Below are 23206 nucleotides of genomic sequence, written 5' to 3'. Positions count from 1 at the left end.
CAGCGCTATGCGCCCTTCTTTCGCGATCTCGATTCTTCCAACCCGTCGCTTTCAGGCGCCCCCTCCCACCCAAACACACTCCGTCCCCCCAGCAGATGCGACTGGTCCATCTCGCCCGCCACGATCTCCTTCAAGCTCGGCCCCGTCACATAGCGCTCCAGCCTTCGCGACTCCCCGTCCAGCCGCTTGAGCGCCTGTAACTCCTCGTCACGCCCGAGCCTGGCCTTGCTCACCGCCGATTTCAGCACAGCGATCGTCTCGTCATAGACCTTCAGCGGCACCGGGAAGGGGTGGCGGTCCTTGCCGCCATGGGCGAGCGAGAAGCGCGCCGGGTCGGAAAAGCGGTAGGGCGCGCCGTGCACCACTTCCGAGACCATGGCCAACGCCTTGACCGTGCGCGGGCCGACGCCCGGCACCAGAAGCAGTTCGGGAAAATCCTTCGGTCCGCTTTCGATCGCCGACGCGATGTTGCCGTGCAGGCGGCGCATGACGACGTCGCTCTCGCGCACGTCGTGATGCGCCGGCATAACGAGGTTGGGCAACAGCGGCTGGGCAGCGGGTTCAGGCTTGGCTTTTGCGATTTCTGGGGGCTCCAGCACGGCCAGCTCGCTCAGGATCTTCTCCGGGCTCATGGTCTTGAGCAATTCGATCTGGCCGCTTCGCGCCTTTTCCGCGCGATGGTCGGTGAGGTTGACGATCTGCCCTTGAGCCTCGCCCTCGATCGCCGCATGCGGCTGGTCGACGAAACTCGTCAGCCCTTCCGACAGCCAGTGGTAGCGGCGCGCCTGGCGGGCATCGCCATTCATGCCCTGCTGCACCACCACCCAGCGCCCGTCGTCGGTGACGATGAAGCCGTGCAGGTAAAGATCGTAGCCGTCCTGCACGGCGGCGCTGTCGACCTTGGCGACCAGCCGGCTGGCGGTAGCAAGGGCATCGCCGTCGAGGCCGACGCGCTCGCCGATCGCCAGCAGCTCGCCCGGTGTCTTGCGCGAATGCGCGCCGCGCCCGCCGCAGACATGGATGCCGAGCTCGCCCGCCAGCGGGTTCAGCCCGCGCTTCAGCGCGCCGATAACGGAAGTGGTGATGCCGGACGAATGCCAGTCCATGCCCATCACGGCGCCGAACGACTGGAACCAGAAGGGATGCGCCAGCCGCCTCAGCAGCTCGTCACGGCCATAATGGTGGATGATCGCTTCGCACAGCACCGCGCCGAGCTTCGTCATGCGCTCGCCCAGCCATTTCGGGACCCGCCCGCCATGCAGCGGCAGGTCGGCGCTGCCGCTTCGCTGCGTCACGTCAATTCTCCCTGGATGCCAGCGACTTAGATGGCATTTCGGCAGGGATTTGCAAGGTTGGTGATCTCCGCCCCTCAAGGGGAGATGGCTAATCGCAACGCGTGCTACCTAGTACCTGTAATAGTATCTATGGTGGTGTCTGTAGTGGTGCCTATGATAGTACCGATGGTGGTGCCTGTAATAGTGGTACCTGTAGTAATACCTATGGTACCGGTAGTGCGGATAGCGGACCACGTAGCCGGGATAATAGTCGTCGTAATAGCGCGGGCCGTAATAGCGGCCACCATAGTCGTAGAACGGGCCCCCATAGAACGGATAGCCGCCGAACGGACCGAAGCCAAGACCGAAGAACGCGCGCGCATCCGCCGGCGCGACCGTGGCTGCCGCGGAGGCGACAGCGATCACCGAGGCAAGTAACAGTTTTTTCATGGCAACCTCCTCCTGAAGGCTGATCATGGGGTAAACGCGTCGCGGTCACCCTATGTTCCCGATCGCTAATATGGCCGCCGGTCGCCGGCTACCCGCACACCCGCACTTCTTCGACCACGCGGTGGTGATGGCGCCAGTGGCTCACCCGCTCCAACCGGCAGTGGCGATAGCGGTTAGAGGCGTAATATTGGTGCGGGTAGCGCATCACATAGCCGCCGTTATAGTCGTTATAGGCGCCGGGGCCGTAGTCGTAGTAGGGGCCGCCCCAATAGGGGCCGTAGGACGGATACGGCCCATAGCTGTCATAAAAGTCGCCGAAAGGGCCGAAGCCGAAATAGCCGCCGCTGCCGATGAATACCCGCGCATCCGCCGGCGTGGCCGAGGCTGCCGCCGAGGCGATGGCGACCGCCGAAGCAAGTAGAAGCTTTCTCATGGCAACCTCCTCCTGAAGGTTCACCAGGATAACGCCCGAGTGCCGAAAAGGCCGCGCCGCCTGTGCCGGGATCAGCAGGATTTGAAGGCGTTACGAAATCCAGACGCCCGGGTGCCTGAAGGACGATCGCGCGGGACGGCCGAGAGCCCTTCCGCGCGATTAATGCGGACTCGCTTAGTAACCGTTGTAGCCGTTACCGCAGACCCGCACTTCTTCCACCACGCGGTGGTGGTGGCGCCAGTGGCTCACGAGCTCGGTGCGGCAATTATGGCGATGATGGTAGCGCACCACGTAACCGCCATTGTAATAGTCGTCATCATAGACGTGCCGGTAGTAGCGGTGAGGGTAATACCCGCCATAGTAGTCGTCTCCGTAATAAGGCTCATAGGACGGGCCGACGCCAATACCGAACTGGACGCTGCCGGCGCTAGCCGGTGCGATCGCGAACGCCGAGGCGATGGCGATCATCGAAGCAAGCAAGAGCTTTCTCATGGCAACCTCCTTTGAGGTTTCAATGGATGCCCCTTCGACTGATAAACGGTTTCGGAGTGGGCGATGTTCCCGAGAAAGATTGGGCGTCGCCATATCGCCACCTGTTGTCGCGGCACTACGCGCAAATGGCCGGCACATCCACTATGCAAGCCCCGACACCTCGATAAGGAGCACGCGAATGACCAACAATACCATCGTTAAATTCGGCGCCGTCGGCCATGCCGAGGCCGGCGACCTGCCGGGCTGGATCGCGGTCGAGGGCCGGCCGACCATGCAGACCGCGGTGCAACACACCACCGCCGACGGCAAGGTGATGTCGGGCACCTGGCGCGCTACGCCCGGCACCTATCACGCCACCTATAGCGACTATGAATTCGTCCACATGATCGCCGGCCGCATCGTCATCACGCCGGATGGCGGCGCCCCGGTCGAGGTCGGCCCCGGCGACGCCTTCGTGGTCGAGGCCGATTTCAAAGGCACCTGGCAGATCCTCGAGCCGGTGACCAAGCATTTTGTGGTCGTGGTGGGGTGAAGAGGTTATCTCCCCCCTCGAGGGGGAGATGTCGCCGAAGGCGACAGAGGGGGTCGCCTCACGTAGAGCGCCAACCTCTTCCACGCCAGCAGGCCGAGCCCAGTCGGACCGACCCCCTCTGGCCGCTTTGCGGCCATCTCCCCCTCAAGGGGGAGATTGCATTCCCCCTAATTCCCGGCCACCACTTGCCTGAACAGCGCGTGCTCCACCACCGGCTCCAGCGACGCCGCGAAGGGTGTGGCCAGGTGGTGGCGGTCGCGGAAGGCCAGCATGCCGTCGATGAAGACGTGGCAGGTGGTCTGGTCGCAAAAGCGGTTCGTCACGTCGATATAGGTGGCGTTCGGCGTGCCGCGCACGATGTCGCGCTCGACCGCGGCTATGTCGTCATTCGCCGCCGCCGTCCGGGGCGTGTCGCAGACGCCCGGCGCCCGGCCTCGCCACAGCGCCCGCGCCACGCATTTGTCGACATAGCTTGCGTTGTAAGGCACATCCCTGATCACCGCGACCTTGATTCCGGCCCGGCTGAATGCCCCCAGCGTCCAGCGCAGGCCGGCCTTCCACTCCTCATTCCAATTGGCGTGCCTCAGTTCCTCTGGCGATTCCCTGATCACATTGCCGATCGAGAATTCCGAGATAACCACCAGGTCCGGATGAAGCCTGACGATGTCCTGGACCGATTGCTCGCGCCATTGATCGCATTCGGTATAGTCGCGCTTAAGCTGCCAGTTCCAGGTCGTTATCCGCGAGGCCCGGCATGACGATTTGAGGTAGGTGACGACGCGGTAGTTGTTCTTCCTCGCTGCCTCGATCAGCGGTGTCGACCAATGGTCGGCATGCGAGTCGCCGAACAGGACGACCGAGCGCCCGGCATTCTTGGCGCCGAACACGCAAGGGTTCGGCTTGACCGTCTCGAAATCGAGCACGCAGCCGCCGTCGCTGGCGCGCACGGTGGAAAGCTGCGCCGCGCTGTCGGCAATGGCGCGCTGTTCGCGGTCGAGGTCTCGCACGGCGAATCTGGTATTTGCATAGGCAGCCGCGACGCCGGTGCCGGTCAGGAGCAGGGCCGGCACCAGCGCCCGCGGCGCATTGACCATCAGCCAGTGATTGCGACGGATCGGGTTCTCGATCAGGTGATAGCTGAGGAAGGACAGCGCCAATGTCAGCGCCAGACAGCCAAGGCGCTCGGCAAGGGTAAGCTCCGGAACCAGCATGCCCGCATAGACGATGACGGGCCAGTGCCAGAGATAGAGCGAATAGGAAAGTTTGCCGATCACCTGCAAGGGTGGCAGCGCCAGGGCGGCATTCGCCCAATTCCAGGAAAAGTCCGCGGCGGTCTTCTGTCCGGTATTGCGCAAAGCTCCCTGCCTGGCGCCGGCCGCGCCCGTCGTGAGCAGAAGGACCGAGCCGGCAACCGGCACCAGGGCCAGAAAACCGGGAAAGGGTGAGTCCTCGCTGATGGTGAGGTAGGCGATCGCAATCAGCGCCAGGCCGGTCAGGCCGGATGCCGCGCCGAGCCGCGGGCGGTTCTCGAACAACCGAGCCGGCGCCATCGAGGCAAGGCCGCCGGCGGCGAACTCCCAGCCCCTGAGCGGCGAGAAATAGAATGCCCAGGGCTGCGACACACTGGTGAGCCAGGCGCAGACGGCGAAGGCGACAAGGCCGGTGACGCCGATCGTTAGCATGATCGCCCGTTTGCCCGGTCTCAGCCAGGCGGCGAAGACCAGCAGCGCCGGCCAGGCGAGGTAGAACTGCTCCTCCACCGACAGCGACCAGAAATGGATGTAGGGGTTGTTGACCGCGTCCGCGGCGAAATAGTCGAACGACCATCGGATCAGCCACAGATTGATCGTGTAGGCCGAGGCGAACATCGCGCCCTTCGAATAGAGCGCCTGCTCTTCCGGTGATAGAATGAAGTAGCCGGCCATCAGCGAGGCGAGGATGACGAACAGCGAGGCCGGCAGCAGCCGCCGGGCGCGGCGGGCATAGAAGCGGAAGAAGTCGAGCCGCCCGGTCTCGGAAATCTCACCGACCAGGTGACGGGTGATGAGATAGCCCGAGATGACGAAGAATATGTCGACCCCGACAAAGCCCCCGGGGAGCGCCGTAAGCCCGAAATGGAAGGCCACGACGCCCGCTACGGCCAGCGCGCGCAGACCTTCGATGTCGGGCCGGAACGAACCCCGCAACGGTGCTGACACGATCAACCTCGCGTTTGGTCGTTTGCAGTCCGCCCAAAGCGAAGAGTTGACCGCATGCGGTCTTGCCGCAATGCAACAAATCTAACGCGATGCAACATAAGAGGAGGCCGGGAGCGCGCCGGAAAACGTGGGCGGGCGCTCCAGCGCTCTACCTTCCCACCTTCGAAATCACCCGCTTTTCCACATCCGGCTCCAGCGATTTCGCGAACGGTGTCGCCAGATGGTGCTGATCGCGGAAGGCTAGCTTGCCGTTGATGAAGACATGGCAGATGGTGGCGTTGCAGAAGCGGTCGGTCAGGTCGATATAGCTGGCGTTCGGCACGCTGGTGACGATCGCGCGCTCCACCGCGGCCATCTTGTCGTTGGCGGCATCGGCGCGCGTCTGGTCGCAGAGCGAGGGCGCCTGGTTGCGCCAAAGCGCGCGCGATACGCAGGTGTCGACATTCTCGTCATTGAAGGGCACGTCGCGGATGAAGGCGATCTTCAGCCCGGCCTTGCTCAAGCTGGTCAGCGTCGAGCGCAGGCCCGCACGCCAGGCGGCGTCCGGCGTGTCCGGCTCGCCCTTGCCGGCCGCCATCTTGCGCGCGCTGGTCAGCGCCAGCTCCGAAATGACCACCAGCGAAGGCTTCGCCTGGATGATCTCGGCGATCGCCTGCTCGCGCCACTGGTCGCACTCGTCGTAGTTGCGCTTGAGCTTGGCCACGAAGAAGGAGAAGCGCGAGGGCCGGCACGAACTCTTCAGCCATGTCTCGACGCGGTAGCCGTTCTTCTTGGCGGCATCGATCAGCGGCGTCGACCAGTGCTCGGCATGGGAATCGCCGAACAGCGCGATGGCGCGCCGGCCGGTTCCGAACACGCAGGTTTTCGGTTTCACCGCATCGTAGCCTTCGACGCAGGCGCTGGCGCGCGCGGTGGCCGGTATAGCGGCGCTTGCGGCGATGCTGCGCTGCTGGGGATCGAGGTCGGCGACGGCAAATTTGGCGTTGCCATAGGCGGCTGCGACGCCGGTGCCGGTCAGGAGGAGGGCCGGCACCAGCGCCCGCGCCGCATTGGCCATCAGCCAGCCATTGCGGCGGATCGGGTTCTCGATCAGGTGATAGCTGAAGACCGACAGCGCCAGCGTCAGCGCCAGGCAGAAGAGACGCTCGGCAACGGTGAGATCCTGCACCAGCATGCCGGCATAGACGATGACCGGCCAGTGCCAGAGATAGAGCGAATAGGAAAGCTTTCCGACGACCTGCAAGGGCGGCAGCGCCAGGGCGGCATTTACGCCTTCCCTGGCGCCGGCCGCGCCCGCCAGCAGCAAAAGGACCGTGCCGGCCACCGGTGCCAGCGCCAGGAAACCGGGGAAGGGAGCGTCCTCGCTGAAGGTGAGGTAGGCGACGGCGATCAGCAGCAGACCGATCAGGCCGGATGCCGCGCCGAGCCGCGGTCGGTTCTCGAAAAGCCGTGCCGGCGCCATTGCGGCGAGGCCGCCGGCGGCGAATTCCCAGGCTCTCAGCGGTGAAAAATAAAACGCCCAGGGCTGCGACACCTGGGTGAGCCAGGCGCAGACGGCGAAGGAGACGAGGCCGGCAATGCCGACGGTGAGGATGATCGTGCGCCGGCCGGGCTTCAGCCATGCCGCCAGCATCAGCAACGCCGGCCAGGCGAGGTAGAACTGCTCCTCCACCGACAATGACCAATAGTGGATGAACGGGTTGTTGGCGGCGTCGTTGGCGAAATAGTCGAACGACCAGCGGATCAGCCACAGATTGATCATGTAGGCCGAGGCGAACATCGCGCCCTTGGAATAGAGCGCCTGCTCCTCCGGCGACAGGATGACGGCGCCGGCGGCGAGCGTGGCGGCGATGACGAAAAGCGCCGCCGGCAGCAGCCGCCGGGCGCGCCGGGCGTAGAACCGCCAAAAATTCAGCCGGCCGGTCTCGGCGATCTCGCCGGCGAGATGGCGCGTGATGAGATAGCCCGAGATGACGAAGAAGATGTCGACGCCGGCAAAGCCGCCGGGCAGGCCCGTCAGCCCGAAATGGAAGGCGATGACGCCCGCCACGGCCAGCGCGCGCAGACCTTCGATATCGGGCCTAAAACTTTGCGATGGGGCTGACACGAAGACGAACCTCGCCTTGTTCGTTCGTATCCCGCCTTGGACAAGACTTGCGCCTCCGCTCCCATATCGCAATGCAACAAATCTAACGCAGTGCAACATAAGGGGAGCCTTCCTTCTCCCGTTCATGGGCAGTTCACGGGAGAAGGTGCCCAGAGGGCGGTTGAGGGACGGCGCAATAAGGCTGGCAAGACTTCCGGCACCCACCGCAAAAATAGTCGCACCGACGCAAAAGCTGGCCGGCAATTTGGCCGGTTCACTTGCCGTACCTTGACAGGGTCGCCGCAGCGCGCTCCCTTGGCCGGTCGTTGACTAGGAACTGGCGATGAAGAAGACCTATGAGAGGCCGACGCTCGACAAGCGCGGCAGGCTTTCGGCTCTCACCGCAGCCGTGCCGCCCTCTGGCTTTGCCTTCTGAACTGCTGCTTCACCGCAACTATTTTAGCGCGAGCTTGACAAAAAGATCGAGCTGGGTTCCCTTGCCCGGGTGGTTTCAGGGGGGATATCCATGAAGAAAATCTACAGCAGGCCGACGCTCGAAAGGCGCCAAAAGCTCTCCGCCGTCACGGCCAACGTGGTGGTATCGACCGATTAATATAATAGGCGCTTTCTGAGCGCCCGGCCAGGAGCGGGCGGTGCACCGCGCAGGGTGCCCGCCCGTCCGGCGCCGCCGCCAAGCTGCTGAAACCCCGTCCGTCCCCAACAGCAACGGTCATGGCGTGACCAGTGGCTGCGGAGTGCCATTGCCGTTGCGTCCTGTCAACGCTGCCCGACGAGCTTGCGGCCGAGCGTTCCGACGCTTCCGGAAGACCCGCGCCGCACTGCCGCGATCACATCATTGCTGTTGCCGGATGCCCGCAAATGCCGGATTTCCGGGCTTTTTGAGCGCAGCGCGAGGCAACAACAGCGTTGCCGTCTATGCACTTGAATGGGCTTGTTTTTCGTCACATGAGGGTTTTGAAGTTCCCTGTTTACCCCTGACTTTTTTTGGGTGTATTTGCGCAGTGCAGCAAATCAGTTCGCCAGGTTGGGCGGGCACCCTGATTTCGCGGGCCGCTTCGCAATGTGAACCGCTTCATGGTGCTATCGTGCTGGCATGCTAGAATGCGCGATGCGAGCGGGAGGCTGCTATGGGCGATCGGGTGCTGCAGGTTCTTTCCAGGCGCGGTTCCTGGCTGCATCGAATTCCATTGGGGCTGCTTGTCTTCCTGGTGACGCTCATTGCCGCGCTGATGGGCGGCGCCCGCGCGCAGGAGGTGGAAACGGTTCGCGTCGCCACCTTCAACGCCAATATTCTGTCGCCGAGCGCCACCTTGCCGGATGCGGCTATTCCTGGCTGATCGCTGGCGCGCCGTAGCCGCGAAGACCGGTTCCGTTGCAGCCCGCGCAGATGAGCCGCTGGCCCTCGCAATTATCGCGGCGGGCGCCGGCCGGACAGCATGTTCCGTTGGACGCGATTCGGGTCTGGCACTCGAAGACCTTGCCCACCCCCTGGCATCGCGGACAAGCGAATTTTCTGAAGTCGCTCAACATCAGCCTCCGGCCGTCCCAAACGGGTCTGTTAGCGCCGGAACCGCGGGCCAGGTTCAAAAAAGGGATCAAAGCGCCGGCCGGTGCGGAGCGCAATAACCCTTGTTACCCAGCCGTATTATTAGCAATAGCTAAATGAGAAAGAAATACATTTTCGCGCGCCGAGATCCATAGGGCTGACGGGGATCATGTCCGGACTGACGGGAGGCGGATTGCTGTGCGCCCTTGCAGCGCCGAGGCAGCCGGCTATGCGGCGCCCGCTTCGCCGGAGGTTCCCGCGCGAAGAGACCAGTAAGCTCTGAGCTACTTGCGTCGAGGCGCCTTTTTCTTGGCCGGCGGCTCTTCCGCAGGGCCGCGGGCGAGCCTTGCGGCGCGCAGCCGTGCCGTCTTTGCATCCCTGGCCGCCGCTTCGCTGTCGATTATGGCGCGTGCCGTCTTTGTAGTTGCCTCGTTCTTGGCATCGCCCTTCGGCTTGAACAATTCCGGCATCGCAGTTTTCCTTGTAAGCCCAACAATTGGAGCGGTTCGTGGATTCAGGGGCCGAACCGTTCCGGTCTATGAAAAAGGCCGGGCGAACCCGACCTTTTGCAGCGCCTCACGGCTATTTGCCAGTACATCCGTGGTCAAACACCAAAGGCGCGGTTCGGTCATGCGGCCTGAAGGTTTTCAGCCGCGCTCTTGCCGCTGCGCTGATCCTTCACGACGTCAAAGCTCACCTTCTGGCCTTCGACCAGCGAACGCATTCCGGCCCGCTCCACGGCGGAGATGTGGACGAACACGTCCGGCTGGCCGTTGCCCTGTTCGATAAAGCCAAAGCCTTTGGTCGTGTTGAAGAACTTCACGGTTCCAGTAGTCATACGATTTCCTTTCAAATCGACGCAAATTACCGCCGCCTGGCTTCACGCCAAACGTCGCTGTTTTCGAAATTGAGAGGGAAGATCGTCAGCGCAAAAGCGCGGAAACAACGTTCGTTCAACAAGATCGACATCTTACAAATAGCGCGAAATTCTATCAGCGGCAAGGCTGGCCGGTTTTTAAATTCGAATTGGAGGCGGCGCTGCGTCCGCTTCGCCCCCTTCATGGACTTCGCCAAAATCGAACCCATATTGAATCGAGGAGCTTTGAGTGTGAAACGCGCGCGGGTGGCAATTCTAGCCGCGGCCTTCATGGCCGGCGCGATGCTTTTTCCTTTTTCCTCGACCACCGGCGCGGTGACCGGGCAAAAGGCGGCGTTGAGCATCGCCATCGACGGCGCCATCGGTCCGGCGAGTGCACGCCAGTTCAAGGAGGCGCTGAGCACTGCCGCCGAGCGGAATGCCGAGGTTCTCATCCTGCAGCTCAACACGCCTGGCGGGCTGGTCACCTCGATGCGCGAGATGATCGCCGACATACTGGCCTCGCCGGTTCCCGTCATCGGCTATGTCGCGCCGGCCGGCGGCCATGCCGCCAGCGCCGGCACCTACATCCTCTATTCGACCCATGTCGCGGCGATGGCGCCGGGCACCAATCTGGGTGCGGCGACGCCGGTCGAGGTCGGCGGCCTGCCATCGCTTCCGGGCGGCGAAGACAGCAAGGACCAGAAGGACGCCACCGGGCGGCCGGCCGGTGATGCGATGATGGCAAAGGTGACCAACGATGCCGTCGCCCTGATCCGCTCGCTCGCCGAACTGCGCGGGCGCAATGGCGACTGGGGCGAGAAGGCGGTGCGCGAGGCGGCGAGCCTCTCGGCCAATGCGGCATTGCAGGAGCATGTCATCGACTTTGTCGCCCGCGACACGACCGAGCTCTTGCTGCTCGCCGACGGGCGCACCGTCGAGGTGGCCGGCACCAAGCGCGTTCTGGCAACGAAAGGGCTGCCGGTCGAGACGCTGGAGCCCGGCTGGTTCATCCGGCTGCTTGCCGTCATCACCGATCCGAACACCGCAATCATCCTGATGCTGATCGGCGTCTATGGCATCGTCTTTGAGTTCACCAGCCCGGGTGCGGTGGCGCCCGGCGTGATCGGCACCATCTGCCTGGTGCTCGGCCTCTATGCGCTCAATCTCCTGCCGATCAACTATACCGGCCTTGCCCTGATGCTGCTCGGCGTCGCCTTCCTCGTCATCGAGGCCTTCAACCCCACCGTCGTGCTTGGCCTGGGCGGCGTGGCCGCCTTTCTGTTCGGCGCCGCCATGCTGCTTAGGACCGAGGGGCCGGGCTTTGCCGTATCGTGGGCCGTCATCGCGCCGGCCGCGGCGCTGACGCTTGGGCTGGCGCTGCTCACCGGCACCTATCTCTGGGCCGCGCGCAAGAGGCTGCCGCGCGTCGGCGGCGAGGCGATGCGCGGACTTCGGGTCGAGATCCTCGACTGGCAGGGCGGCGAGGGCCATGTGCTTGCCCTGGGCGAGCGCTGGCGGGCGAGGGCAGACGAGCCGCTCGTTGAGGGCGAAAGCGCCGAGGTGACCGGTGTCAGGGACCTCGTGCTGACCGTGCGGCGCAGGAAGTGAATCTTTGTCTTGAGCATGTTGTCCCAAAACCGCTGCGCACTTTTGGCGACAGGCTCTGCTAACGGAGCAAGGCGATGATGGTCGATTATATAGCCTATCTCATACTCGCGCTGGTCGTGGTCATGTTCTTGTCCGCGGCCATCCGCATCCTCAGGGAATATGAGCGCGGCGTGGTCTTCACGCTCGGCCGCTTCACCGGGGTCAAGGGTCCCGGCCTCATCATCCTCGTGCCCTTCGTCCAGCAGATGGTGCGGGTGGATCTGCGCGTCGTGGTGCAGGACGTGCCGCCGCAGGATGTGATTTCGCGCGACAACGTCTCGGTGAAGGTCAACGCCGTGCTCTATTTCCGCATTGTCGATGCCGAGCGGGCGATCATTCAGGTCGAGGACTTCATGGCCGCCACCAACCAGCTGGCGCAGACCACGCTGCGCTCGGTGCTCGGCAAGCACGAGCTCGACGAGATGCTGGCCGAGCGCGACAAGCTCAACAGCGACATCCAGGAGATCCTCGATCAGCGCACCGACGCCTGGGGCATCAAGGTGTCCAATGTCGAGATCAAGCATGTCGATTTGAACGAGAGCATGGTCCGCGCCATCGCCAGGCAGGCCGAGGCCGAGCGCCTGCGCCGCGCCAAGGTGATCAATGCCGATGGCGAGCAGCAGGCCGCGGCGAAGCTCGTCGAGGCCGGCCGCATGCTGGCCGAGGAGCCGCAAGCCATGCAGCTCCGCTACTTCGAGGCCCTGCACGACATCGCCGGCGAGCGCTCCTCCACGGTGGTCTTCCCGCTGCCGGTGGATTTGCTGCGGCAATTCCTGAAGGAGCAAGGCAAATAGCGCGGCTTGCGCCTTATCTCCCCCTCGAGAGAGATGCCGCCGAGGGCGACAGAGGGGTCGGTTCGTGAACGGCAGTCCGGAGGCATAAGGAAAAGCGGGCGCAGCGCACCCGCTTTGGCCATTCCGCGATCACGTAATTTCGCGGCTGCCCGCAAGGCCTATCTTCGTCATGCGGCGGTGCCCATTCCGCCTTCGGCCGGTGTCTCAGCTACCCCAACGATACCCCACCCACTGCGACACCGGCCTTATTCGTCCTTAACGCACCGTCCCGCCCGATCTCGACAGCCGGCGAAAGCAGATGGCGCGCGCCTGGGCCGGGCCGGAACTAAACAGCCAGGCAGCGGTTTATGGAACGAAGGGACGTTTCGGGACCCAGGAATACCTCAATGAAAACAGTGCTTTTCGCTGTCTTGGCGCTCTGCGTCGCGGCACCCGTCGTCGCTTCCGCGGCCGAGGCCGATGTCGTCGTCAGGACGCATCACAGGCACCACTATCATCACAACGGCACCGCCGTCGTCATCAATGACGAGGGCCACCGCCTCCATCATCGCCGCCATGGCACGGTCGCATTCTACGACAACGGCCGGCGCGCCTGGCATCGCCATCACCGCTCGGACACTGTCGTGGTCACGGGCTCCATCGAACGCCATCACCGGTACCATCGCCGTCCGGTTACCATCGAGAGCAACACCGACTATTGACGGCTTCCCAGCCCGGCTCCCGCGCACTGAGCGGTGAGCCGGGCTGAGGCTTGACTCCCACCATGTTCACCGCTTGCCGCCTGCCATGCTCAGCGCGCCGGCAATCGCCGAAGCGAAAGCATCGCGGCCATGCCGGCAAACGGACCAGGCGGCAGCATGAGGAATGCCCAGCGCCAGCCGAGCAGGCTGGGGTCCCTCACCGCCGCCAGGGAGGCTCGGGCGAAAAGCGCTTCCCGATCCAGTCGACGAAGGCGCGCGTCTTGGCGGCCTGCCCCTTCGCCGAGGGCATGACGACATAGACCGCCCCTTCGTCGGCCAGCGTCCAGTCCTCCAGGACCGGCACCAGCCGCCCGTCGGCGAGCTCGCGTCCGACCAGCCAGTCTGTGCTCATCATTAGGCCGACGCCTTGCACCGCGGCCTCGACCAGCACCTCGGCGTCGTCGCTGATCAACGGTCCCGACACCTCGATGCTGACATGGTGGCCCTCGCGGTCGGTCATCTCCCAGGCCGGAAAGGTCTGGAAGCCGGAGAAGCCGAGGCAGGAATGCTCCAGAAGCGCCTGCGGTGTTTCCGGCCTGCCCCTTTGGGCGAGGTAGGAGGGAGCGGCGCAAAGCAGCCGCCGCCGTGTCGCCACTTTGCGTGCCACCAGGCGCGAATCCTCCAGCACGCCGAGCCTTACCGCGACGTCGAAATTCTCGGCGACGAGATCGGCGAAGCGGTTGGAGAACTCGGCCTCGATGCGCACATCCGGGAATTCGGCGAGGAATTCGGGCAGCATCGGTCCGATCCACATACGTCCGAACGTGCCGGGCAGCGCCAGCCGCAACAGACCGCGCGGGCCTCCGCCAGCATGCGCCGACGCAGCCGCCACGGCCTCCTCGACTAAGGCCAGAATGGCGCGTACGCGCTGCAGGAATTCAGCGCCGGCCTCGGTCAGCGATACGCTGCGCGTCGTGCGGTTGAGCAGCCTGACGCCCAGCCGCTCCTCCAACGATTGGAGGCGCCGCGACAGAATGGTGGCGTCGCGCCCGACGCGCGCCGCCGCCTTGGTGAACGAGCGCGCCTCGGCGATAGCAGCGAAGGCCGCCATTTCTGCAAGTGCCGCCGGTTCATGGGATTGCTGCATGAAACGCAGAGCTCATCTGTGAAATGCGTGCATTATGCAGAGATACCGCAGCAGCTATCTTCGCTCAACCCCTCAGCCATCGCATCGGAGCGAAATCATGAAAGCCATCGAACTGAGCCAACCCAGGCTGGACGCCTTCCGCGCCGCCACCGTCGCCACGCCCGAGCCGCAGCGCGGCGAGGTGCTGATCCGCCAGCGCGCCGCGAGCCTCAACTTCGTCGATATCGCGGTGGCGAGCGGCAACTATCCCGGACCGAGCTTCCCGCTCATTCCGGTCGCCGATGCCGCCGGCGAGATCGCAGCACTGGGCGAGGGTGTGACCCGGTTCAGCGTCGGCGACCGCGTCGTCGCCCACGCCAAGCCGCGCTGGATCGGCGGCCGGCCGAGGCCTTATGAGATGACGCAGATGCGCGGCATCTCGCTGCCCGGCTCGCTCGCCGAATATGTGGCGCTGCCGGCCAATTCGGTCGTGCCGGTTCCGGCGCATCTTTCCTTCGAGGCGGCGGCGACGCTGCCGATCGCCGGCACCACCGCCTGGAACGCGATCCGCGCTGCCGATGTCGGGCCGGGCTCGGCGGTCGTCCTGCTCGGCACCGGCGGTGTCTCTATCCTCACGCTGCAACTGGCCAAGGCCGCCGGCGCCACCGTCATCATCACTTCCTCTTCGGACGAGAAACTGGAACGGGCAAAGGCGCTCGGCGCCGATCACCTGATCAACTACCGCGCGACGCCGGACTGGGACGGCAAGGTGCTGGAATTGACCGACGGGCTCGGTGCCGATCTCGTCGTCGAGACCGGCGGCTCGGCAACCTTCGCCCGTGCCGTCAACGCCACCGCGCCCGGCGGCACATTATTCACCATCGGCTTCGTCACCGGCGCCGAGGCCACGATCGATCTGCTGCCGATCATCATCAAGGCGCTGAAGGTGGTGGGCAACAACACCGGATCGGTGTCCGACCTGCGCGACGCCGCCCGCGCCATCGGCGCCGCCGGGATCAAGCCGGTCGTTGACAAGGTGTTTTCACAAAACGAGGCGACCGAGGCCTACACCCACATGGCCGCGGGCGGCCTGCATTTTGGCAAGCTGGTGTTCGGGCTGGATTGGTAGGAAGAGCTTGTGCTGGAGATTGGCTTTGCCGCCGGCTCCAGCCTGGATACGCTTTCCGCTGCGATCGGCAGGGCGCAGCCGATTCGCGCTGACATTCCCAGGTATTTTGAAATTTTCCCGGCCGGGTCGGTGAAATTCGGGTGAATTCTTGTCCAGAACAGCAATCAAATTGTCCTGGCATGCATAGATATTTTCAGGCTCTGGACAAGATGTGAACTGGTCCAATACGGTGCCCGTCCAAGTGAAGACGCGCGCGCGGAAAGGCCCGGTTGCCCTTGAAAAAGAACGTCTTCTCGTCGCTCGACCTGCCCGGACATCTCGACGACGGCGCACGCTTCGCGCTCTGGCAGGACATCCACGTCGCCGAGATATGGTCGGTCGAATATGCCATCTCGGCCAATCGGCCGTTCGCGGCCGCGATCGAAGCCACGGCCGTCGGACCGGTGGTGCTGGGGCAGATGGCCGGAACCATCCAGCATGCCAGCCGCAAGGCCCGCAACATCGCCGACGACGGCCGCGACGGCTATCTCCTCTTGATCAACCATGGCGACACCAGGCTGAGCGGCGCCCAGGCCGGCCGCGACTACAGCGTGGGCAAGGGCGAGGCCGCGCTGGTCTCGGCCTCGGAGGCGCTGGAAATGAGCGGCGGCGACAGCAATGTCTGGGCCAACATTGTCGTCCCGCGCGAGATCCTGCAGAGTGCCTTCGCCCATGTCGAGGACCGTCTGGCGCTGACCGTGGCGGCCGACAACGAGGCGCTCGGCATGCTCAGACGCTATTGCAACTTCCTGGAAGCTGGGCCGGCTCTGGTGTCGCCGGATCTTGTCACCCATGCCACCGAAACAATCGTCGATCTGATCGGCCTGGCAACAGGCGCCAAGGGCGAGCCCGCCGAGCTCGCCGGCATGCGCGGCCTGCGCGCGGCAAGGCTGCAGGCGATCCTCGACAAGATGCGCGACGATTTCGCCGATCCGGCCATCTCGGCCCAGCGGGTCGCCCAGCAATTGCGGCTCTCCGTGCGCTATGTCCACGATCTCCTGCAGGAAACCGGGGTGAGTTTCGCCGAGCGCATTCTCGAATTGCGGCTGCAAAGGGCCCATCGCATGCTCTCCGACCGCCGCAATGACCGCATGCGCATCAGCGAGATCGCGCTGCTCAGCGGCTTCTCCGACGTCTCCTATTTCAACCGCTGCTTCCGCCGCCGCTTCGGCTCGACGCCGAGCGGCGCCCGATAGCCTCGCCGGCCGCAGGACCACATGCGGCTTGCGCTGCCGCGCTGATCTCGGTTGCGTGCACAGCGGCGCGCCGGGTTTTTGCTGCACCTGAAAATTGTTTTACGCGGCGTGAGCCGGGAGGCGCCAGCGCTGCAGCCGGCCGGAAGTTGAGCGCGCGCCTGTCGGCTGGTGCCGAAGTGCCACACTGGCATGGCAAGCGCGGCAACGCTTTCCAGGACAATTCCGGTGCGGCTCAGCCCAAGACGCGCGCGGCGAATAATGTAACACCGGCGTTCTCGGCAACAACCGGACCTCCGCCAAGCATTTCCGCAGCGGGGGGCGCAACACCTTTTTGGGCGGCAAATAACAATGAAAATGATTCTTCTCGCTACAGCCTTCATTCTCGCGCCCGTCGGCATGGCATGCGCCGCGGACATCGGTGAAACCTTGCCCGTGGCCGCCGACTACACCTGGTCCGGCCTCTATGCTGGCGCTCACTTCGGCTACGTCGCCGGAAAGTCCAATCTCTTCATCGGCGGCGCCGGCCCTGGGGGTGCCGACATTAACGCTCCCCTCGATCCCAGCGGTTTCATTGGCGGCGTCCATATCGGCTTCGATCAGGAGATGGCGAACCGCTTCGTGCTCGGCGCCGAGGCGGACATTGCCTACAACAAGGTGGATGGGGAGGGGACCTTCACCGGTGCCGGCGCGTTGCTCAAGACCGAACTCCAGTGGTCGGGGTCGGCGCGGCTGCGGGCCGGCTACGCTTTCGATCGGACCTTGCCTTACGTCACCGCGGGCGTGGCCGCGGCCAAGTACGAAATGACTGTGATCGCCACCAGCGGCTCAATACCGATCCACGACGAAACCCATGTTGGCTGGACGGTTGGAGCCGGCGTCGAGCACGCCTTCACCGACAGGTGGATCGCTCGCGTCGAATATCGCTACTCCGACTTCGGCAAAAAGGATATCTCGGTGCCGCTTTTCGGTCCTGGCACCGTTGCGAACATCGATCTGAAGACGCACGACGTACGGGCTGGCCTTAGCTACAAGTTCTGATCTGCCGGACCGGACAAACCCCGGCCGCGCGCCGGGGGTTTGTCCGGTGCCGGAAAGGCGAGCGGGCCTGTCGGCTGGTGGCCGAATGGCCACACTGGCGCGACAAGTGCGGCGGCGCTTTCCAGGACAATTCCGGTGCGGTCCAGCCCAAGACGCCGGACGGCGGACAATGCAACACCGGGCCCGGGCACTTGTCCGGACCGCAGGACGCATATTCGAATTCGGGGGCTCTTAATGCATCGCTTTTCAATCATCGCCGCGTCGCTGGTCGCCACGACGTCCGCCTACGCCGCCGACGCACCGCAGCCGCTGGCCGCAGAGACAGTGGTGGGGCCGCATATCTCCGGCTACGGCGAAATCTACCTTGGCGGGCTCCGCTTCACCGCTATCGACGACACCGTCCGGTCCGCCGGGGGCGCCGCCCGCGTCAACATTCCGTTCGCCCAGCGCTGGAACCTCCAGGGCGACCTGACCTATGACCGGATCTGGGACGACGACTTCGCTCATTGGGGTGGCGTCGGCGGCGCGATCCACGGATACTATCGCGACCCCGACAGATTTGCCGCCGGCGTGTTCGCGACCTACACGTCGGTGGACTTTGGCGATTTCGACGCGAAGACGAGTTCCTGGGCGGCCGGCCCGGAAGCCCAGATCTACTTTGGCAATCTTACCCTTTACGGGCAGGCGTCCTTTGGCCGTTCAAACGAGGATTCCCTCAACTCCGACCATTGGAACGTCCGCGCCGTCGCACGCTACTTCGTCCAGGACAACCTTCGCCTGGACGCCGAATTCAGCTTCAGCAGAACGGACCAGGGGGTGAACCTGGACCTATCCGGCGCGGCTCTCCAGGCCATGTATCGGTTCAACGACACACCGTGGTCAGTGTTCGCGCGCTATCAATTGGAGCACATGAAGATCGGTTCAACCGACATTGGCGAGACCCACAAATACCTGGTGGGCCTGCGCGCCTCCTTCGGCAGCAAGTCGCTGCTGGACGAGGATCGCAACGGCGCGACCATGGACACCTATCGGCCCAACGAAGTGAAGAATTTGAGCGTGAAATGACGGGGGCCGTCCGCTCCGCCGCGTGGATTGGGGGGCGCTGTTCCGCAGTCTTGCAGCGATAAGCACCCTCACCGGGCCGGCTGGAACAGTTCCACCAGATTGCCGGAAGGATCGGCTCTTGCCTCGTCAATCTTCTTCACGACGGCCGAGCCCGGCTATCGCCAGGCTGCTTCATTCTTCTGCTCATAATCGCGGAACGCCTTCATCAGGCCGCCCACCACTTCCGCCGACGTTTCGAACATTGCCTTGAACCGGGGCTCGTCGACCTTGGTTATATCTTCCCGGAGGTGATCCTGCAGCTCCTGGAAGGCTTTCAGCATTTTCTGGGTGTGGTGCCGCGGATCGCGGTCGGCTGCGCTTGCCATTGTCCATCTCCGTTTTCGTGGAGTGCTCCGCTGCAAACGCCGGCGATGGAACGCGGGTTCCGCGGCCGAGCGCGTAATCTCCCCCCTCGAGGGGGAGATGTCGCCGAAGGCGACAGAGGGGGGCGCCGCGCTTGAAGCGCCAACCTCCATCTGCCGTAGAATGCCGAGCCCGGTCGGACCGCCCCCCTCTGACCGCTTCGCGGCCATCTCCCCCTCAAGGGAGGAGATTACCCGATCAGCTTCTCCAGCGTGATCGGCAGATCCCTGATCCTCTTGCCCGTCGCATGGAACACCGCATTGGCGATCGCCGGCGCGATGCCGACGATGGCGAGTTCGCCCACGCCCTTGCCGCCGAGCGCCGAGGAATGCGGATCGGGGACGCCGACCGAGATCGTCTGGATATCGGGAATGTCGGCATTGGTCGGCAGCATGTAGTCGGCGAGATTGTTGTTGACGATGCGGCCGTGCCGGCGGTCGACGATGCCTTCTTCAAGCAGCGCCTGGCCGATGCCCATGATGATGCCGCCTTTCCACTGGCTTTCCGCCAGCTTCGGGTTGTAAAGCCGGCCCGAATCCAGCGCCGAGACCACGCGCGACACGCGCACCGTGCCGAAATCCTCGTCGACGCGGACCTCGACGAAATGCGCGCACCAGGAATGGCGCGAATAGTCGCCCTCGGTGTGCGGGATCGCCATGGCGATGGTGGTGTAGTTCTTGTAGCGCTCCTCCGGCGTAGAATTGGCCGGCAAGGTGTCGCCCTTGGCCTCGATCCGCTCGCGGCCGACGGCGCTCATCAGCTCAGCGATCGACAGTTCCGGCCCCTCGCCGCGCGGCGAGGCGATGCGGCCGTCCTTCACCGTCAGCGTGTTCGCCTGCAGCGTATGGAACGGCGAGCGCGGATCGGCGATCGCCAGCCCGATCAGTTCGTCCAGCGCCTGGCCTGCGGCCTTGTAGACCGCGCCGGTCATGACGCCGGCAAGCCGCGAGCCGCCGGTCACACCGGCGCGGGCGAAATGCGAGTCGCCGAGCTTCACGCAGACCTGCTCGACCGGCACGCCGAGCGTCTCGGCTGCTGTCTGCGCCAGGATCGTGTAGGTGCCCTGGCCCATGTCGATCGAGGAGCTTTCGACCTCGACCGACCCATCGGCGAGGATCTTCACCACCGCCTCGCCATGGGCGCGCCGCACCGGATAGGTGCCGGCCGCCATGCCCCAGCCGATCAGTTGGTGGCCGTCGCGCATCGAGCGCGGCTGTGGCGAGCGCTTCGCCCAGCCGAAGGTCTCGGCACCGATGGCGAAGGCCTCGCGCAGCTGCCTGGTCGACCACGGCTTCTTCGCATGCGGATCCTGCTCGGCATAATTGATCAGCCGCACCTCCAGAGGGTCCATGCCGAGCTCATAGGCAAGCTCGTCGATGGCGCTTTCGATGCCGAAGGCGCTGGGGTTTTCGCCGGGCGCGCGCTTGGCGCCCGGCACCACCGTATTCACCCGCACGACATTCTGCCTCGAGGAAAAGTTCGGCGTCGCATACATGATCGAGGTGACCGAGCCGAGCGGCTCGACCCACATGCCGTCGACGGCGGTCTCGTTGACGCCGCGATGCACGATCGACTGGATCCTGCCGTCGCGATCGGCGCCGATCGTCACCGTCTGGCGGGTCGCGGCGCGGCCGCCATAGGAGGTAAAATTCTGCGGCCTCGTCAGCACCAGCTTCACCGGCCGCCCAAGCATCTTTGCCGCAGCCGCCGCCACGGCGCTGTGGGCGAGCGCCAGGGCCTTGGAGCCGAAGCCGCCGCCGATATAGGGCGACACCAGCCGCACATTCTCGAACGGCACACCGAACCATTCGGCATAGGTGCGCGCCATGCCGTCCAGCCACTGGCTGGGCTCCCAGATGGTCAGCTCGTCGCCCTGCCAGCGCGCGATCAGCCCGTGCGGCTCCATCGCCGCCTGGTATTCGCGCGGCGTGTTGTAGGCCGCGCAGATGCGCACCGGTGCGGCGGCGAACGCCGCTTCCGCGTCGCCCCATTCCTTGGTCATCGCATCGATCGGGATGCCGTCGCCGGCCTTGGCGTCGCTGAGGTCGACGATGGCCGGCGTCTCATCATAGCTGACCTTGACAAGTGCTGCCGCCGCGACTGCCTGCTCGAAGGTCTCGGCCACCACGGCGGCGATATGCTGGCCGGAATAGGTGACCTCGCGGGCGAGGGGCGAGTAGGTCTGTTGCGACGGCGGGTTGCCCAGCCAGTCCGATGCGCCTTTCAGCGTCATGATGGTGTCCGGCGTCAGCACCATGAGCACGCCCGGCGCGGTTTCGGCCGCGCGCGCGTCGATCGCAACGACCTTGCCGGCGGCAATGGTGCTTTCGACCATCACCGCATGCGCGAGCCGGTCGAGCTGCTGCTCGAAGGCATATTTTGCAGCACCCGTGATCTTGGCCGGACCATCGACGCGCGACAGCCGCCCGCCGACCGCTTCGAGGCGCGCGCTGTCGGAAGCTGCGTGTTTCATGTCATGAACCGTCATGCCGTCTCTCCCAATTTGAGGATGGCGCGCGCGACGACGCGCGGCGCGAGCTCGATCTTGTAGTGGTTGGCGCCATGGTCGACGGCGCCGTCCATGGCGAGCAGGCTGGCCTGCCGCACCGTGTCTTCGGTCAGCACCTTGCCCTTGAGTGCCTCTTCGACGGCGCGCGCCCGCCACGGTTTTGTCGCCACGCCGCCGAGCGCGACGCGGATATCCCTGATGGTGCGGCCGTCGCTTTCCAGTTCCAGTCCGACTGCGGCGCTTGCGGCGGCGAACTCGTAGGACTGGCGATCGCGCACCTTGAGATAGGTCGAGCGCCGCGCCGCGGCCGAGCCGGGGATTTCGATGGCCGTGATCACCTCGCCGGGGCCGATGTCATGTTCGCGCTCGGCGCTGGCGCCGGGCGCCAGGAAGAAGTCCTCCACCTTCAGTCGCCGCTCGCCGACATCGATCTCGGCCTCGAAGGCGACAAGGGCGACCGCGAGGTCGCCGGGATAGGTGGCGATGCAGGCTTCGCTGGTGCCGAGCACTGCGTGGCCGCGCGTCACTCCGCCGATCGCCGAGCAGCCGCTGCCCGACGCGCGCTTGTTGCAAGCGGGGAAATTCTGCGGATCACGAAAGTAGGGGCAGCGCGTGCGCTGCATCAGATTGCCGCCGATTGTGGCCATGTTGCGCAACTGCGCCGAAGCCGCCTGCCACAATGCTTCCGAGACGGCAGGGAAGTGGCTCTTGATCTCTGCATGATCGGCGACATGGCTCATCTTCGCCAGCGCGCCGATGAGCGCGCGGTTGGCGTCGACGTCGATAGCGCTGAGCCCCTCGATATGACTGATGTCGATGACGGTCTGAGGCTCGGCGACGCCGCATTTGGCGAGGTCGATCAGCGTCGTGCCGCCGGCAAGCAGCACGGCGCCGGGGAGCGCCGATGCATTGCGCGCGGCCTCGACGCTGTCGGCGCGGACATAGGAAAAATCTTTCATGAGCGAAGCTCCTGTGCTGCCTGGCGGACGGCGGCGACGATGTGCGGATAGGCGCCGCAGCGGCAGAGATTGCCGGCCATGTATTCGCGGATTTCTTCGTCGGAGCCGGCGTGGCCCTCGCGGATGCAGGCGACCGCCGACATGATCTGTCCCGGCGTGCAATAGCCGCACTGGAAGGCGTCCTGCTCGAGGAAGGCGGCCTGCACGGCGTTGAGCGTGCCGTCCACGGCGGCAAGCCCCTCGATGGTGGTGATTTCGCGGCCTTCAACCTGGGCGGCCAACGTCAGGCAGGCAAGCACCCGCTCGCCGTCGACATGGACGGTGCAGGCGCCGCACTGGCCGTGGTCGCAGCCTTTCTTAGTGCCGGTGAGATCGAGCCGCTCGCGCAGTGCATCGAGCAGCGTCACGCGCGGCTCGACCTCGAGCGAATGCTCGCGGCTGTTGATGGTGAGATGGAGAGGGATGGTGGTCGGGCGGGTCTGGTCAGTCATGAGGCGTCTGGCTCCGATTGCTTGACGCTAGGCGGATTGAAATGGCGCTTGGAAGGGTAGGGGCAAGCGGCGAAGAGCGTAATCTCCCCCTCGAGGGGGAGATGGCCGGCAGGCCAGAGGGGGTCGGTTTGACGGGGCTCGGCCTACTACGACGAATGGAGATTGGCGCTTCACGCGCGGCGACCCCCTCTGTCGCCTGCGGCGACATCTCCCCCTCAAGGGGGGAGATTGCGCCTCGCC

Annotated in this window: 25 protein-coding genes; 11 read left to right on the top strand and 14 right to left on the bottom strand. The window is 64.7% G+C overall.

The genetic code is table 11. The annotated features are described in order from the left end of the window. Positions 1-5: 5 nt before the first annotated feature. The 4 genes from FJ974_RS21655 to FJ974_RS21640 form a co-directional block, all read right to left on the bottom strand. Positions 6-1295 (bottom strand): DUF763 domain-containing protein, encoded by a 1290-nt coding sequence (locus FJ974_RS21655; protein ID WP_226891332.1) that lies wholly within the window; start codon positions 1293-1295, stop codon positions 6-8. A gap of 108 nt (positions 1296-1403) precedes the next feature. Next, positions 1404-1724 carry a hypothetical protein gene (locus tag FJ974_RS21650; protein WP_140539097.1) on the bottom strand — a complete coding sequence of 107 codons (321 nt, stop codon included), beginning with the start codon at positions 1722-1724 and terminating at the stop codon, positions 1404-1406. Positions 1725-1812: 88 nt separating this feature from the next. Then, positions 1813-2157: a hypothetical protein gene (locus FJ974_RS21645; protein ID WP_140539096.1), complete on the bottom strand. Its 345-nt coding sequence runs from the start codon at positions 2155-2157 to the stop codon at positions 1813-1815. 174 nt (positions 2158-2331) lie between these two features. After that, the gene (locus FJ974_RS21640) at positions 2332-2649 is read right to left on the bottom strand and encodes a hypothetical protein (protein WP_140539095.1); all 318 of its coding nucleotides are present in this window, start codon (positions 2647-2649) and stop codon (positions 2332-2334) included. 178 nt (positions 2650-2827) lie between these two features. On the opposite strand from FJ974_RS21640, the gene FJ974_RS21635 reads away from it, so the two are divergent. After that, positions 2828-3181, top strand: coding sequence for a cupin domain-containing protein (locus FJ974_RS21635; protein ID WP_140539094.1), 354 nt, complete (start codon positions 2828-2830; stop codon positions 3179-3181). A gap of 167 nt (positions 3182-3348) precedes the next feature. Here the strand turns inward: FJ974_RS21635 and FJ974_RS21630 are convergent, their stop codons facing one another. Together FJ974_RS21630 and FJ974_RS21625 are read right to left on the bottom strand one after the other, a co-directional pair. Next, the gene (locus FJ974_RS21630) at positions 3349-5367 is read right to left on the bottom strand and encodes an acyltransferase family protein (protein ID WP_140539102.1); all 2019 of its coding nucleotides are present in this window, start codon (positions 5365-5367) and stop codon (positions 3349-3351) included. Between the two features lie 160 nt (positions 5368-5527). After that, entirely contained in the window at positions 5528-7486 is a 1959-nt protein-coding gene (locus FJ974_RS21625) for an acyltransferase family protein (protein WP_226891331.1), read from the bottom strand. A 322-nt stretch (positions 7487-7808) separates the two neighbouring features. Between FJ974_RS21625 and FJ974_RS21620 the strand changes: the two genes are divergently transcribed. Both FJ974_RS21620 and FJ974_RS21615 read left to right on the top strand, forming a co-directional pair. After that, a complete protein-coding gene (locus tag FJ974_RS21620; protein WP_140539092.1) occupies positions 7809-7901 on the top strand; it encodes a putative RiPP precursor in 93 nt (30 codons plus the stop codon). A gap of 712 nt (positions 7902-8613) precedes the next feature. Beyond that, entirely contained in the window at positions 8614-8823 is a 210-nt protein-coding gene (locus FJ974_RS21615) for a hypothetical protein (RefSeq protein ID WP_140539091.1), read from the top strand. Positions 8824-9316: 493 nt separating this feature from the next. Here FJ974_RS21615 and FJ974_RS21610 read toward each other — a convergent pair whose 3' ends face one another. The 3 genes from FJ974_RS21610 to FJ974_RS21600 all read right to left on the bottom strand — a co-directional run bounded on the left by FJ974_RS21610 (position 9317) and on the right by FJ974_RS21600 (position 10259). Further along, a complete protein-coding gene (locus FJ974_RS21610; RefSeq protein WP_140539090.1) occupies positions 9317-9502 on the bottom strand; it encodes a hypothetical protein in 186 nt (61 codons plus the stop codon). A gap of 158 nt (positions 9503-9660) precedes the next feature. After that, positions 9661-9870, bottom strand: a complete 210-nt coding sequence (locus FJ974_RS21605) for a cold-shock protein (protein WP_140539089.1) — start codon at positions 9868-9870, stop codon at positions 9661-9663. A gap of 26 nt (positions 9871-9896) precedes the next feature. After that, complete coding sequence (locus tag FJ974_RS21600; RefSeq protein ID WP_181177340.1) at positions 9897-10259, bottom strand: hypothetical protein; 363 nt, start codon at positions 10257-10259, stop codon at positions 9897-9899. On the opposite strand from FJ974_RS21600, the gene FJ974_RS21595 reads away from it, so the two are divergent. The 3 genes from FJ974_RS21595 (at position 10141) to FJ974_RS21585 (ending at position 13033) form a co-directional block, all read left to right on the top strand. After that, a complete protein-coding gene (locus tag FJ974_RS21595; RefSeq protein ID WP_140539088.1) occupies positions 10141-11499 on the top strand; it encodes an NfeD family protein in 1359 nt (452 codons plus the stop codon). The genes FJ974_RS21600 and FJ974_RS21595 overlap by 119 nt on opposite strands. Positions 11500-11573: 74 nt before the next feature. After that, the gene (locus FJ974_RS21590) at positions 11574-12332 is read left to right on the top strand and encodes a slipin family protein (protein ID WP_140539087.1); all 759 of its coding nucleotides are present in this window, start codon (positions 11574-11576) and stop codon (positions 12330-12332) included. A 386-nt stretch (positions 12333-12718) separates the two neighbouring features. Continuing rightward, positions 12719-13033 (top strand): hypothetical protein, encoded by a 315-nt coding sequence (locus tag FJ974_RS21585; RefSeq protein ID WP_140539086.1) that lies wholly within the window; start codon positions 12719-12721, stop codon positions 13031-13033. A 196-nt stretch (positions 13034-13229) separates the two neighbouring features. Here FJ974_RS21585 and FJ974_RS21580 read toward each other — a convergent pair whose 3' ends face one another. Next, positions 13230-14159: a LysR family transcriptional regulator gene (locus FJ974_RS21580; protein WP_140539085.1), complete on the bottom strand. Its 930-nt coding sequence runs from the start codon at positions 14157-14159 to the stop codon at positions 13230-13232. 97 nt (positions 14160-14256) lie between these two features. On the opposite strand from FJ974_RS21580, the gene FJ974_RS21575 reads away from it, so the two are divergent. The 5 genes from FJ974_RS21575 to FJ974_RS21560 all read left to right on the top strand — a co-directional run bounded on the left by FJ974_RS21575 (position 14257) and on the right by FJ974_RS21560 (position 18605). Beyond that, entirely contained in the window at positions 14257-15267 is a 1011-nt protein-coding gene (locus FJ974_RS21575; protein ID WP_140539084.1) for a zinc-dependent alcohol dehydrogenase family protein, read from the top strand. Between the two features lie 9 nt (positions 15268-15276). Beyond that, entirely contained in the window at positions 15277-15411 is a 135-nt protein-coding gene (locus tag FJ974_RS30205; protein WP_264296778.1) for a hypothetical protein, read from the top strand. 131 nt (positions 15412-15542) lie between these two features. Then, on the top strand, positions 15543-16502 hold the full coding sequence (locus FJ974_RS21570; RefSeq protein ID WP_140539101.1) for an AraC family transcriptional regulator: 960 nt from the start codon (positions 15543-15545) through the stop codon (positions 16500-16502). A gap of 348 nt (positions 16503-16850) precedes the next feature. Beyond that, positions 16851-17540: an outer membrane protein gene (locus tag FJ974_RS21565; RefSeq protein WP_140539083.1), complete on the top strand. Its 690-nt coding sequence runs from the start codon at positions 16851-16853 to the stop codon at positions 17538-17540. A gap of 234 nt (positions 17541-17774) precedes the next feature. Continuing rightward, complete coding sequence (locus FJ974_RS21560) at positions 17775-18605, top strand: outer membrane beta-barrel protein (protein ID WP_140539082.1); 831 nt, start codon at positions 17775-17777, stop codon at positions 18603-18605. 155 nt (positions 18606-18760) lie between these two features. On the opposite strand, the gene FJ974_RS21555 is transcribed toward FJ974_RS21560, so the two are convergent. The 4 genes from FJ974_RS21555 to FJ974_RS21540 form a co-directional block, all read right to left on the bottom strand. Further along, the gene (locus FJ974_RS21555) at positions 18761-18970 is read right to left on the bottom strand and encodes a hypothetical protein (RefSeq protein WP_140539100.1); all 210 of its coding nucleotides are present in this window, start codon (positions 18968-18970) and stop codon (positions 18761-18763) included. A 227-nt stretch (positions 18971-19197) separates the two neighbouring features. Further along, a complete protein-coding gene (locus tag FJ974_RS21550; RefSeq protein ID WP_140539081.1) occupies positions 19198-21495 on the bottom strand; it encodes a xanthine dehydrogenase family protein molybdopterin-binding subunit in 2298 nt (765 codons plus the stop codon). Next, positions 21492-22475: an FAD binding domain-containing protein gene (locus FJ974_RS21545; protein WP_140539080.1), complete on the bottom strand. Its 984-nt coding sequence runs from the start codon at positions 22473-22475 to the stop codon at positions 21492-21494. The genes FJ974_RS21550 and FJ974_RS21545 overlap by 4 nt, the downstream gene beginning before the upstream one ends. Continuing rightward, on the bottom strand, positions 22472-22966 hold the full coding sequence (locus FJ974_RS21540) for a (2Fe-2S)-binding protein (protein ID WP_140539079.1): 495 nt from the start codon (positions 22964-22966) through the stop codon (positions 22472-22474). The genes FJ974_RS21545 and FJ974_RS21540 overlap by 4 nt, the downstream gene beginning before the upstream one ends. Positions 22967-23206: the final 240 nt, after the last annotated feature.

The sequence above is a fragment of the Mesorhizobium sp. B1-1-8 genome (assembly GCF_006442795.2).
GTDB lineage: Bacteria > Pseudomonadota > Alphaproteobacteria > Rhizobiales > Rhizobiaceae > Mesorhizobium.
This window is presented reverse-complemented; position numbering and strand designations above follow the sequence as displayed.

What these genes read in the sequence shown, in the direction of transcription:
- FJ974_RS21575 (WP_140539084.1), top strand. Translation starts at nt 14,257, where the DNA reads ATGAAAGCCATCGAACTGAGCCAACCCAGGCTGGACGCCTTCCGCGCC.
- FJ974_RS21635 (WP_140539094.1), top strand. Translation starts at nt 2,828, where the DNA reads ATGACCAACAATACCATCGTTAAATTCGGCGCCGTCGGCCATGCCGAG.
- FJ974_RS21545 (WP_140539080.1), bottom strand. Translation starts at nt 22,475, where the DNA reads ATGAAAGATTTTTCCTATGTCCGCGCCGACAGCGTCGAGGCCGCGCGC.
- FJ974_RS21650 (WP_140539097.1), bottom strand. Translation starts at nt 1,724, where the DNA reads ATGAAAAAACTGTTACTTGCCTCGGTGATCGCTGTCGCCTCCGCGGCA.
- FJ974_RS21645 (WP_140539096.1), bottom strand. Translation starts at nt 2,157, where the DNA reads ATGAGAAAGCTTCTACTTGCTTCGGCGGTCGCCATCGCCTCGGCGGCA.
- FJ974_RS21590 (WP_140539087.1), top strand. Translation starts at nt 11,574, where the DNA reads ATGATGGTCGATTATATAGCCTATCTCATACTCGCGCTGGTCGTGGTC.
- FJ974_RS21605 (WP_140539089.1), bottom strand. Translation starts at nt 9,870, where the DNA reads ATGACTACTGGAACCGTGAAGTTCTTCAACACGACCAAAGGCTTTGGC.
- FJ974_RS21560 (WP_140539082.1), top strand. Translation starts at nt 17,775, where the DNA reads ATGCATCGCTTTTCAATCATCGCCGCGTCGCTGGTCGCCACGACGTCC.
- FJ974_RS21565 (WP_140539083.1), top strand. Translation starts at nt 16,851, where the DNA reads ATGAAAATGATTCTTCTCGCTACAGCCTTCATTCTCGCGCCCGTCGGC.
- FJ974_RS21550 (WP_140539081.1), bottom strand. Translation starts at nt 21,495, where the DNA reads ATGACGGTTCATGACATGAAACACGCAGCTTCCGACAGCGCGCGCCTC.
- FJ974_RS21555 (WP_140539100.1), bottom strand. Translation starts at nt 18,970, where the DNA reads ATGGCAAGCGCAGCCGACCGCGATCCGCGGCACCACACCCAGAAAATG.
- FJ974_RS21640 (WP_140539095.1), bottom strand. Translation starts at nt 2,649, where the DNA reads ATGAGAAAGCTCTTGCTTGCTTCGATGATCGCCATCGCCTCGGCGTTC.
- FJ974_RS21620 (WP_140539092.1), top strand. Translation starts at nt 7,809, where the DNA reads ATGAAGAAGACCTATGAGAGGCCGACGCTCGACAAGCGCGGCAGGCTT.
- FJ974_RS21600 (WP_181177340.1), bottom strand. Translation starts at nt 10,259, where the DNA reads ATGGCGATGCTCAACGCCGCCTTTTGCCCGGTCACCGCGCCGGTGGTC.
- FJ974_RS21610 (WP_140539090.1), bottom strand. Translation starts at nt 9,502, where the DNA reads ATGCCGGAATTGTTCAAGCCGAAGGGCGATGCCAAGAACGAGGCAACT.
- FJ974_RS21540 (WP_140539079.1), bottom strand. Translation starts at nt 22,966, where the DNA reads ATGACTGACCAGACCCGCCCGACCACCATCCCTCTCCATCTCACCATC.
- FJ974_RS21585 (WP_140539086.1), top strand. Translation starts at nt 12,719, where the DNA reads ATGAAAACAGTGCTTTTCGCTGTCTTGGCGCTCTGCGTCGCGGCACCC.
- FJ974_RS21580 (WP_140539085.1), bottom strand. Translation starts at nt 14,159, where the DNA reads ATGCAGCAATCCCATGAACCGGCGGCACTTGCAGAAATGGCGGCCTTC.
- FJ974_RS21615 (WP_140539091.1), top strand. Translation starts at nt 8,614, where the DNA reads ATGGGCGATCGGGTGCTGCAGGTTCTTTCCAGGCGCGGTTCCTGGCTG.